This is a genomic window from uncultured Caulobacter sp. (assembly GCF_937900395.1).
Classification (GTDB): Bacteria; Pseudomonadota; Alphaproteobacteria; order Caulobacterales; family Caulobacteraceae; genus Caulobacter.
In genome coordinates this window covers 1-9,549 of sequence record NZ_CALCDX010000107.1, presented here as the reverse complement: position 1 = coordinate 9,549, position 9,549 = coordinate 1, and the positions used below count along the sequence as shown (strand labels likewise).

12 protein-coding genes are annotated in these 9,549 nt (G+C 67.6%); 6 read left to right on the top strand and 6 right to left on the bottom strand.

Going from position 1 to position 9,549, the window contains the following annotated elements:
- On the bottom strand, window positions 1–705 hold a 705-nt coding region (locus Q0379_RS09420; protein WP_299007534.1), incomplete at its 3' end, for a phospholipid carrier-dependent glycosyltransferase.
- A 55-nt stretch (window positions 706–760) separates the two neighbouring features.
- Here Q0379_RS09420 and Q0379_RS09415 point away from each other — a divergent pair.
- Window positions 761–1,498: a glycosyltransferase family 2 protein gene (locus tag Q0379_RS09415; RefSeq protein WP_299007532.1), complete on the top strand. Its 738-nt coding sequence runs from the start codon at window positions 761–763 to the stop codon at window positions 1,496–1,498.
- Between the two features lie 107 nt (window positions 1,499–1,605).
- Window positions 1,606–2,025 carry a hypothetical protein gene (locus tag Q0379_RS09410; protein WP_299007530.1) on the top strand — a complete coding sequence of 140 codons (420 nt, stop codon included), beginning with the start codon at window positions 1,606–1,608 and terminating at the stop codon, window positions 2,023–2,025.
- A 3-nt stretch (window positions 2,026–2,028) separates the two neighbouring features.
- Here Q0379_RS09410 and Q0379_RS09405 read toward each other — a convergent pair whose 3' ends face one another.
- The gene (locus Q0379_RS09405; protein ID WP_299007528.1) at window positions 2,029–2,487 is read right to left on the bottom strand and encodes a tRNA (cytidine(34)-2'-O)-methyltransferase; all 459 of its coding nucleotides are present in this window, start codon (window positions 2,485–2,487) and stop codon (window positions 2,029–2,031) included.
- 204 nt (window positions 2,488–2,691) lie between these two features.
- Between Q0379_RS09405 and petA the strand changes: the two genes are divergently transcribed.
- The 3 genes from petA to Q0379_RS09390 are packed head-to-tail and all read left to right on the top strand — an operon-like array spanning window position 2,692 to window position 5,395.
- Window positions 2,692–3,243 (top strand): ubiquinol-cytochrome c reductase iron-sulfur subunit, encoded by a 552-nt coding sequence (gene petA, locus Q0379_RS09400; RefSeq protein WP_066686517.1) that lies wholly within the window; start codon window positions 2,692–2,694, stop codon window positions 3,241–3,243.
- Between the two features lie 5 nt (window positions 3,244–3,248).
- Window positions 3,249–4,535 carry a cytochrome b/b6 gene (locus Q0379_RS09395; protein WP_066686519.1) on the top strand — a complete coding sequence of 429 codons (1,287 nt, stop codon included), beginning with the start codon at window positions 3,249–3,251 and terminating at the stop codon, window positions 4,533–4,535.
- Between the two features lie 5 nt (window positions 4,536–4,540).
- The gene (locus Q0379_RS09390; RefSeq protein ID WP_299007520.1) at window positions 4,541–5,395 is read left to right on the top strand and encodes a cytochrome c1; all 855 of its coding nucleotides are present in this window, start codon (window positions 4,541–4,543) and stop codon (window positions 5,393–5,395) included.
- A gap of 64 nt (window positions 5,396–5,459) precedes the next feature.
- On the opposite strand, the gene Q0379_RS09385 is transcribed toward Q0379_RS09390, so the two are convergent.
- The 4 genes from Q0379_RS09385 to ychF form a co-directional block, all read right to left on the bottom strand.
- Window positions 5,460–6,227, bottom strand: a complete 768-nt coding sequence (locus Q0379_RS09385; RefSeq protein ID WP_299007518.1) for a hypothetical protein — start codon at window positions 6,225–6,227, stop codon at window positions 5,460–5,462.
- Window positions 6,228–6,275: 48 nt separating this feature from the next.
- Complete coding sequence (locus Q0379_RS09380) at window positions 6,276–6,953, bottom strand: dienelactone hydrolase family protein (protein ID WP_299007515.1); 678 nt, start codon at window positions 6,951–6,953, stop codon at window positions 6,276–6,278.
- A gap of 2 nt (window positions 6,954–6,955) precedes the next feature.
- Window positions 6,956–7,636 carry a dienelactone hydrolase family protein gene (locus Q0379_RS09375; protein WP_299007512.1) on the bottom strand — a complete coding sequence of 227 codons (681 nt, stop codon included), beginning with the start codon at window positions 7,634–7,636 and terminating at the stop codon, window positions 6,956–6,958.
- 64 nt (window positions 7,637–7,700) lie between these two features.
- Window positions 7,701–8,801 (bottom strand): redox-regulated ATPase YchF, encoded by a 1,101-nt coding sequence (gene ychF, locus Q0379_RS09370; RefSeq protein WP_299007509.1) that lies wholly within the window; start codon window positions 8,799–8,801, stop codon window positions 7,701–7,703.
- Between the two features lie 120 nt (window positions 8,802–8,921).
- Here ychF and Q0379_RS09365 point away from each other — a divergent pair.
- A partial coding sequence (locus tag Q0379_RS09365) for a pirin family protein (RefSeq protein WP_299007506.1) occupies window positions 8,922–9,549 on the top strand: 628 nt, incomplete at its 3' end.

Here is a 9,549-nt window from a genome sequence, read left to right as displayed (position 1 = left end):
GACGATGGCGGCGAACAGGATCGCGCCCCAGGTCCAGCCCAGGTCCTTCATCCAGCGCGCCCTGCGGTCCCAGATCGCCAGGCCCGCCAGGGCGAAGAACACGGTCAGCAGGCCGACCGGCCCCTTGATCAGCGCCGCCAGGGACAGGCCCAGCCAGAAGGCGAGCTTGGTCAGCTTGCCCGCCGACTCGCCCTTCAGCTGCGCCGCGTAGATCCGCGCCAGGGCGCCCATGGCCAGGGTCGTGGTTCCGCACAGGGCCGCGTCGGTCTTGGCGATGAAGGCCTCGGACGACAGCAGGAAGGTCGCGCCCAGGATCGAGCCGGCGATCAGGCCGGTGCGAGGATCCAGCAACGCCGCCGCGCCCCAGGCGCAGGCCGCCGCCGCCAGCATCGCGCCCAGCAAGGACGGGATGCGATAGGCCCAGATCTGGCGGTCCTCGGCGTCCGAGAAGGTCTTCACCGCCACCGCCTGCAGCCAATGGATGCCGACCGGCTTCTTGAAGCGCGGCTGGTCCTGGAACTTGATGACGACGTAGTCGCCGGTCTCCAGCATCTGCGAGGTGGCCTGGGCGAAGCGGGACTCGTCACGGTCCAGCGGCGGCATGGCCAAGAGGCCGGGCAGGCCGGCGATCAAGGCGACCAAGGCGGCGAACAGAGGGCCGCGCCACCCTCGGCTCCAGTCATCCAGGCGAGATTCAAGCGTCATGGCGCCTGGAATAGCACGATCTTTCCCGAAGCAACTTTTGCTGTATGAGGAGGCGATGAACGACACCGTCTCGCCGACGCCCGATTTCTCCGTCGTCGTCCCCGTCTTCGACGAGGGCGAGGCCGCCCCGAAGCTGGCGCGCGAGATCGCCGCCGCCTTCGCCGGCGAGCGCTACGAGATGATCTTCGTCGACGACGCTAGCCGCGACGACACCAAGGCCCGCCTGATCGCCTTGAAGGCCGAGATTCCGCAGCTGCGCGTGCTGGGCCATCGCAAGAATTCGGGCCAGAGCCGCGCCGTGCGCAGCGGCGTCCTGGCCGCCCGGGCGCCGATCGTCATCACCCTGGACGGCGACGGCCAGAACGATCCCGCCGACGCGCCTCGCCTCGCCAAGGCCTTGGCCGCCGGTCCCGAGACCCTGGCCCTGGTCGGCGGCGAGCGCGTGAAGCGCCAGGACAGCAACGCCAAGCGTTTCGCCTCCAAGTTCGGCAACGGCGTGCGCAAGCGCCTGCTGAAGGACACCGCCAACGACACCGGCTGCGGCCTGAAGGCCTTCCGCCGCGAGGCCTTCCTGCGCCTGCCGTACTTCGATCACATCCACCGCTACATCCCGGCCCTGATGCTGCGCGAGGGCTATGAGGTCGCGTTCCAGCCGGTGAACCACCGGCACCGCGAGACGGGCGTGTCGAAGTACACGAACCTCGGGCGGCTCAAGGCCTCGATCTCGGACCTCCTGGGCGTGATGTGGCTGCAGTCGCGAGCCCGCAATCCGCAGGGGGTGGACGAGGCTTGAAGTCTCGCGCCTGAGTCGAAAGGTCGCGCCGGCTTCACCCGGCCACAAAATCCCGTTAGGCCTTTAGCCGCCACGACGCCGGGGGCGCCGTCGAAGGGGGAAGTTCGATGTTCGCCGCGGTTCCGCTGCTGGCCCTGCCGGTCCTGGTCTACAACCTGATCGTCCTGACCCTGCCGAACGGTTTCAAGGCCGCCGACGCCAGCCTTCGTCTGGCCGAGCCTCTGTTCACGATCCGGATGACCTCGGGCGCGGGCTGGGCCGTCAGCCTGGCCGACCTGCTGCTGGCCGCCTCGCTGGTCGTGCTGTTCGTCGAGCTTCTGAAATCAACCAACAGCAAGCGGCTGGCGATCGTCAATCACTCGCTGTCGATGGTGCTGTTCATCGTCTGCCTGGTCGAGTTCCTGCTGCTGCCGGCCTTCGCGACCTCGACCTTCTTCCTGCTGGCTCTGATGGTGCTGCTGGACGTGCTGGCCGGCTTTATCGTCACCATCGTCGCGGCCCGTCGAGACGTCGACTTCGGCGACTAAGGCCTACTCCGGAAACCCACCCGTCTGCCGCAGCGCCTCGCCCAGGGCCATGGCGGCGGTGGTCGCGAGATTCATCGAGCGGGTCTCCGGGCGGATCGGAATGACGATGCGGCCCTGCGCCGCCGCGTGGACCTCGTCGGGCGCGCCGCGACTCTCATTGCCGAACAGTAGGGTGTCTCCGGGTTCGAACGAAAACCTGTGAAATGGTGTCGCACCCCGCGTCGTGAACAGCAGAAGCCGCCCGTCAACGCGTTCCGGCGCCTTAAGGAATGTCTCCCAGCTGTCGTGCCGCTTGAGGTGCGCGAGAGGCCCATAATCCAGGGCCGCGCGCTTCAAGCTTTTGTCATCCAAAGGAAAACTGCACGGCTCGATGACGTCGAGGCCGACGCCGAAGCAGGCGGAAAGGCGAATGGCCGCCCCGACGTTTTGGGGAATGCCTGGTTGAAAAAGTGCGATGCGCATAATAAGCGAACCAACCACAAGGGCAGCAGGGGCTTTGCCACGAATCGAAAGGACTTGCGGACTTCGTCCGCGCGTCCGATAGGACGATCCGACCGCTGCCTTGTGGCGGAGATCCGCTTGCGGGTCGAGTAAGATATGGCGCCGGAAGGCGCTCCTCCTGGCCGGCCGCCAACGCGGCGCGGCGGAATCGAAGGGTGACGTAAGGTGGCCGACACCGCCGTGGGCGCAACGACCGAGCCGGAACACGGGAGCGATCCCTCCCGGCGCGACTTCATTCACATCGCCGCGATCGCGGCCGCCGCCGGCGGCGCCGCGACCCTGGTTTGGCCGTTCATCGACCAGATGAACCCGTCCGCCGACACGCGGGCCCTGGCCTCGACCGAGTTCGACCTGACCAAGGTCGCCGAGGGTCAGCAGGTCACGATCAAGTGGCGCGGCAAGCCGCTGTTCGTGCGCAACCGCACGAAGGCCGAGATCGCCAAGGCCGTCGCGGACGACAACGCCGCGATGAAGGACCCCGCCACCGACGCCTCGCGCGTGAAGCCGGGCAAGGCCCAATGGCTGATCGTCGGCGGTAACTGCACCCACCTGGGCTGCGTGCCGACCTTCGGCGGCGGCGAGTACGGCGGCTGGTTCTGCCCGTGCCACGGCTCGGTCTACGACACCTCGGGTCGTATCCGTAAGGGCCCCGCGCCCACGAACCTGGTGGTTCCGGAATACGCCTTCCTCACCGACACCAAGGTCAAGATCGGCTAAGCGAGATGAGCGGACATTCGACCTATCAACCCAAGACCGGTTTCGAGCGCTGGCTCGACGCCCGTCTGCCGATCGTGCGTCTGGGCTACGACTCGTTCGTCGACTACCCCACGCCGCGCAACCTGAACTACTGGTGGACCTTCGGCGGCATCCTGTCGCTGTGCCTGGCCTCCCAGCTGATCACCGGCATCATCCTGGTGATGCACTACACGCCGAGCGCCGCCGGCGCCTTCGCGTCGGTCGAGCATATCATGCGCGACGTGAACTACGGCTGGCTGATCCGCTACATGCACGCCAACGGCGCGTCGATGTTCTTCATCGCCGTCTACATCCACATGCTGCGCGGCCTGTACTACGGCTCCTATAAGGCGCCCCGCGAAGTGCTGTGGCTGCTGGGCTGCGTGATCTACCTGCTGATGATGGCGACCGCCTTCATGGGCTACGTGCTGCCCTGGGGCCAGATGTCGTTCCACGGCGCCGTCGTGATCACCAACCTGTTCGGCGCCCTGCCGCTGGTCGGCGAGAGCATCACCACCTGGCTGTGGGGCGGCTTCGCGGTCGACAACCCGACCCTGAACCGCTTCTTCTCGCTGCACTACCTGCTGCCCTTCATGATCGCGGGCGTCGTGATCCTGCACATCTGGGCGCTGCACGTGGTGGGCCAGAACAACCCGACCGGCGTCGAGCCGAAGTCGAAGGCCGACACCGTCCCCTTCACCCCGTACGCGACGGTGAAGGACGGCTTCGCGATGAGCGTCTTCCTGATCCTCTTCGCCTTCTTCGTCTTCTACATGCCCAACGCCCTGGGCCACGCCGACAACTACATCGAGGCCAACCCGCTGGTGACGCCGTCGCACATCGTTCCGGAATGGTACTTCCTGCCGTTCTACGCGATCCTGCGCGCCGTGCCGGACAAGCTGATGGGCGTGCTGGCCATGTTCGGCGCCATCGCCTGCTTGTTCGCCCTGCCGTGGCTGGACACCTCGAAGGTGCGCTCGATGCGCTACCGCCCGACCGCGAAGATCTACTTCGTGTTCTTCCTGGTGGCCTGCTGCATCCTGGGCGTCTGCGGCGCCAAGCTGCCCGATGATCCGGTGATCCCGCACCTGACCACGTTCCAGCTGATGGGCTCGGACCTGAACAGCTTCGTGTGGCTCAGCCGCGTCGCCTCGCTCTACTACTTCGCTTTCTTCCTGGTCGTGCTGCCGGTCCTGGGTCTGGTCGAAAAGACCCTGCCCGTGCCGGACTCGATCGCCTCGCCGGCCCTGTCGGCCGACGCCAACAAGGGTTGATCCCGATGCTCCGCAAACTCTCGGTTATCGCGGCGGCGGCGGGTCTCCTGGTCGCCGGCGCCGCCGGCCCGGCTCTCGCCAGCGGCGGCGCCCTGCACGCCAAGGACGTCCAGTGGTCGTTCGAAGGCCCGTTCGGCAAGTTCGACCAGGCCCAGCTGCAGCGCGGCTTCAAGGTCTATCGCGAGGTCTGCTCGGCCTGCCACTCGATGAAGCTGGTGGCCTTCCGCAACCTCGGCGACAAGGGCGGGCCCTTCTATAACGAGAAGTACCCGAACTCGAACGACAACCCGTGGGTCAAGGCGATCGCCAAGGACTACGAGGTCAACGACATCGACGGTGAAACCGGCGACGCCATCAAGCGTCCGGCCACCAGCGCCGATTACTTCCCCTCGCCGTTCGCCAACGAAGCCGCGGCCCGCGCCAGCAACGGCGGCGCCCTGCCGCCGGACATGTCGCTGCTGGCCAAGGCCCGCTCGGCTGGTCCGGACTACATCTATTCGCTGGTCACCGGCTACGCCGAGCCGCCGAAGGGTCTGACGGTCCCGACCGGGGGTCACTACAACCCGTACTTCCCGGGCGACCTGACCTCGGCCTGGCACGGCGATCACAACCACGTTCCGAAGGGCGGCTTCATCGCCATGGCTCCGCCGCTGAAGGCCGACCTGGTGACGTTCGACGACGGCACCAAGTCGACCCTCGACCAGCAAGCCAAGGACGTCTCGGCTTTCCTGATGTGGGCCGCCGAGCCCAAGCTGGAAGAGCGCAAGCAGACCGGCTTCGCCGTGCTGATCTACCTCGTCCTGCTGAGCGGCCTGCTGTACGCCAGCTACAAGGCGGTGTGGCGCAACGAGTCGCACTAAGCGATCGACGCTGTTGAATACGGAAGGGCCCGGTGGAAACACCGGGCCTTTTCTTTTGTCTCGATCAGTTCGCGATGGACAGCGTCCGCCCGTCGGCGTCCAGCCTCAGGCGGTGGCGGGCCCAGAGGCCGGTTCCCAAGGCGCCGCTCACGCCCTCGGGCAGGTCGTCGGCCAGGGTGGCCGGCACGTTCTCGGCCAGGACGCCGCCGATCGACAGGGCCCGCAGCCGGGCCGGCGCCTTGTGGCGCGCCGCCGGGTCCAGCTTGCCGCTGGCGGCGGCGTCTCGGGTCGAAAGTCGGGTCATGGCCTTGGAGGCCGTGTCGATCGCGAAGGCCCCGTAGAAGGCCCGGGGACCGTCGCTGACGCCCGCGGCCACGGTCGGCAACCCCTCGATCACCGAGACGGGGAACACGATCTGTCGCCGGGCGCGCCAAGGCCGGTCAATCCGCAGCCGGCAGTGGGCGAAGTCGATCTCGACGCTATGCCCGGCCAGCACATCCATGCCGATCACCCCGGCGATCGGGGTGACGAAGCCGGCGCCGCGGGCGTCGAGGTCGGCGATCTTGACCGAGACCGCCGCGGCCCTCAGCCCCGCCACCTGCACCGAGGTCGACATCTCCGGCTCGAGAATCCCCTCCATCTCGGCCTTGGTGTTGTGCAGCAGGGTTCGCGGCGCCGACAGGTCGATCACGTAGTCGCCGGCCATGACGCCGATCACCGCCGGCGCCACGACGGCGCCGTTCTCGAACCAGCAGTCGGTCTCGCCGGCGTGGGCCAACGGGGCCGACAGCAACGGTGGCATCAGGGCTAGAAGGGCGAGGCGAGCGCGCATGACTCGAGCTTAGCGCGGCCTTGGCGGCCTAGCGATGCCCCTTGCCGCTCAGGCCTCGCCCTTGCCGCCCGCTGACCGCTGGAACAGCTGAAACGTCCGCAGCAGCGCCAGATGGGCGCTGTCTGGGTGGTGGCCGCTGGGCGCCACGAAGGCGTGGCCGGCTTCGTACAGATAGATCGGCAGGTCGGGGTGAGCCTCGCGGATCGCCTCGACGTCGGCCAGCGGGATCATAGGATCGGTCTTGCCGAAGTGCAGGATGGTCGGGACCTTGGGCGCCTCGTCCTTGTAGGCCGCGATGTCGCCGCCATAGAAGGCCGCCACCGCTGTCAGGCCTTCGCAACGGCAGGCGGCCAGCCAAGCCGTGGTGCCGCCATAGCAGAAGCCCATGGCGAACACCGGGCCCTCCAGCGCCTCGATCGTCGCCTGGACGCGGGGCAGGGTCGAGACGCCCCATCCCGTCTGCCGGCCCATCTCCATGCGCGCGTCCAGGATCGTCGGCTCGGTGTCGGCCGTCGGGAAGCCGGCGTCGGCCGCGTCCATCAGGTTGGGCACTATCACTTCGTAGCCCTGCTCGGCCAGGCGGCCGGAGAGCTCTCGCAGATGCGGGGTGACGCCCCAGATGGCGTGCAGCATCACGACGCCGCCGCGCCGGGCTTCCCGGGCCGGTTCATGCCAGGCCGAGAACGGGGCGCCGTCGCGCGTGGCCAGGGCGATGCGCTGTCCCATGGCTAGGCCGCTCCGTGCTCGGTGAAGAACTCGACGGTTCGCTGGCGAGCCAGCTCCGCATCCGCGAGGTCGCTATCGGGCCGGCCGTCGTTGTTGAAGCCGTGGCCGCTGGCCTCGTAGACGTAGACCGGAACCTCGGGATGGGCGTTCCAGATGGCGGCCTTCACCTCCTCGGCCGGGATGTAGGGGTCCTTGGCGCCGAGGTGGACGATCACCGGCGCCTTCAGGGCGAACTTGGCCATGCCGGCCACCTGGCCGCCGTAATAGCTGGACGCCGCCGACAGGCCCTCGCAACGCGCGGCGGCCAGCCAGGCCATGGTCCCGCCGTAGCAGTAGCCCACCACGAAGACCGGGCCCCGGTCCTTCAGGAAGTCGATGCAGGCCTGGACGTCGCCCATGGCGTTGTCGGGGCCGTTCGCCAGGGCCAGCTCCCGGCCGCGCGCGAAGCCCGCCTCGTCGTGCAGGGCGGTGAAGCTCTTCTCGCCGCGATCGAACATCGACGGGGCCAGCACCTCGAAGCCCCGCGCCGCCCAGCGGGCGACATCGGCCTGGACGTACTGGTCGAGGCCGAAGATCTCCTGGATCACGATCACGCCACCCTTACGCGGGCCCTCGGGCTGAGCGTGCAGGGCGGTGAAGGCAAAGCCGTCATGGGCGGCGGTCAGGGTGATCATCTTGGCCATACGCCTACTCCCCAATGAGAAACGGCCGGGGCGTCTCCGCTCCGGCCGCTGTTGTTTTGAACGCCTAGACGTTGAAGCGGAAGTGCATCACGTCGCCGTCCTTGACGATGTATTCCTTGCCTTCCGACCGCATCTTGCCGGCTTCCTTGGCCCCGCCTTCGCCGCCCAGCTTGACGTAGTCGTCAAAGGCGATGGTTTCGGCGCGGATGAAACCCTTCTCGAAGTCGGTGTGGATCACGCCGGCCGCCTGCGGGCCGGTGGCGCCCACCGGGATCGTCCAGGCGCGGGCTTCCTTGGGGCCGACCGTGAAGTAGGTCTGCAGGCCCAGCAGCTTGTAGGCTTCGCGGATCAGGCGGTTCAGGCCCGGTTCGGCCAGGCCCAGGGTCTCCAGGAACTCGGCGCGCTCGGCCTCGTCCAGCAGGGCGATCTCGCTCTCGATCTGGGCCGAGATGATCACGCTCTTGGCGTTGTCGCGGGCGGCGCGCTCGGCCACCAGGTCCGAGTACTTGTTGCCCTTGTCGGCGCTGGCTTCCTCGACGTTGCAGACATAGAGGGCCGGCAGGGCCGTCAGCAGCTGCAGCATGGCCCAGGCCTTGGCGTCTTCCTTGTCGATCTTGGCGGCGCGGGCGGGACGGCCCTCACGCAGCTGCTCCAAGGCCAGGTTGATCAGGCGCAGGGTCTGGATCATGTCCTTGTCGCCGCCGCTCTTGGCGCGCTTCTCGACGTTGGGCAGGCGCTTTTCCAGGCTTTCCAGGTCGGCCAGCATCAGCTCGGTCTCGATGATCTCGAGATCGCTGATCGGGTCGATGCGGCCCTCGACGTGGGTGATGTCGCTGTCCTCGAAGCAGCGGGCCACGAAGGCGACGGCGTCGCAGTCGCGGATGTTGGCCAGGAACTGGTTGCCCAGGCCTTCGCCCTTGGACGCGCCGCGCACCAGGCCCGCCACGTCGACGAAGTTGATCCGGGCCGGGATGATCTCCTTGGAGCCGGCGATCCTGGCCAGCTCGTTCAGGCGCGGCTCGGGCACGGCGACGTCGCCGGTATTGGGCTCGATCGTGCAGAACGGATAGTTGGCGGCCTGGGCCGACGCCGTCTGGGTCAGGGCGTTGAACAGGGTGGACTTGCCGACGTTGGGCAGGCCGACGATGGCGACTTTCAGGGCCATGGAACTCTCGTGAATTTCGTTGGCGCGCGCTTAGCACGGATGGCCGCGAAAGGCGAACCGAGAGGGGCTTGCGCAAACCGCAACAAGACCTGATATCAATCGGCGAGCAAGGAGCCCGTCATGAGCGTTCGACCCGTCCTGAAGATCGTCAAAGGCATGCCCGCCTCGGATGGCGACGGCGTGCGTCTGACCCGCATGCTGGGCACGCCGGAAGCCCAGATGTTCGACCCGTTCCTAATGCTCGACTGCTTCGACAACGACCAGGCGTCGGACTACATGGGCGGCTTCCCCGACCATCCGCATCGCGGCTTCGAGACCGTGACCTACATGCTGGAAGGCCGGATGCGTCACAAGGACAACACCGGCCGCGAAGGCGTGATCGGTCCCGGCGGGATCCAGTGGATGCGGGCCGGCAAGGGCATCGTCCACTCCGAGATGCCCGAGCAGTCGGAAGGGCGCATGCGCGGCTTCCAGCTGTGGGTGAACCTGCCCGCCAAGCTGAAGATGAGCGCGCCGGGCTACCAGGAGTTCGAGGCCGACAGCATTCCGGTCGAGGCCCGCGACGGCGGCGTCTCGGTCAAGGTGATCTCCGGCGCGACCGATGGCGGTACGGCCGGGCCGATCGGCGGCGGTGCCGTTGATGCGCTGTACTTCGACGTTGTGCTGCAGGCGGGGACCGTGTTCGAGGAGCCGGTCGGCGACGACCGCAACGCCATGCTGGCGGTCTATGAGGGCAAGGTCCGCGTCG